Source organism: Actinomyces sp. S6-Spd3, from assembly GCF_000758755.1.
GTDB lineage: Bacteria > Actinomycetota > Actinomycetes > Actinomycetales > Actinomycetaceae > Pauljensenia.
Genome location: NZ_JRMV01000037.1, coordinates 1 through 672 on the forward strand (window position 1 = coordinate 1; position 672 = coordinate 672).

The following is a 672-nucleotide window of genomic DNA, read 5'->3' on the forward strand; positions in this document are numbered from 1 at the left end:
TGGATGAGCTCTGGGATGACGAGTATTTCGACCGAGAGACTTCCCTCGGCATGGCTGAATATGAAAGCACATTAGAGAAGGTCAAGAAGCTTGCCGACTACCTCGAAGCTTGGAAGGGCAAGACGGTCGACATCGAGCACCCGTTTGCGCAAGTTGTTGATATTGGTGGAACCAAACTGCGCATCGCGGGCCGAATCGACAGGCTCGAACACACTGAAGATGGTGTAGTCGTTACAGACATCAAGACGGGCAGAGTCCCATCACAAAAAGAAACGCAGAACCACCTGCAACTGGCAGCTTATCAGTTCGCGCTGAATGCTCGCGGTGAGAACGTGCAGAAGGCGCGTTTACTAGCACTTAGGGAAAAATCTCCAGACAAGTACATCCAACATTCCCTCTTTAACAAGGGTGAACGCAAGGATAGTGACCCGGTTGTTTCAGACCAGCGAGAGCAACTGGCAGAGGCCATAAAACTTGCTGCGGAAATAGCGGCAGGAAATACCTTCCTAGCAACACCGAATGCGAATATATGTCGAAGTTGTCCGGTGAAAAACATTTGCCCAGCCCAAGATGAAGGAAGGAGGACCCTGTAGTGACACTCAACGCAATGGAGTTTGTAGAAACTCTTAATGCCCAGCTTGAACCGGGACAGAAGAAGATCATGCTTTCGCC

Annotated in this window: 1 protein-coding gene; it reads left to right on the forward strand. The window is 50.3% G+C overall.

What is annotated here, in order from left to right; genetic code table 11:
- Window positions 1-593: RecB family exonuclease (locus tag HMPREF1627_RS00260; protein WP_034499847.1), on the forward strand; the 593-nt coding region annotated here is incomplete at its 5' end.
- Between the last annotated feature and the right edge of the window lie 79 nt (window positions 594-672).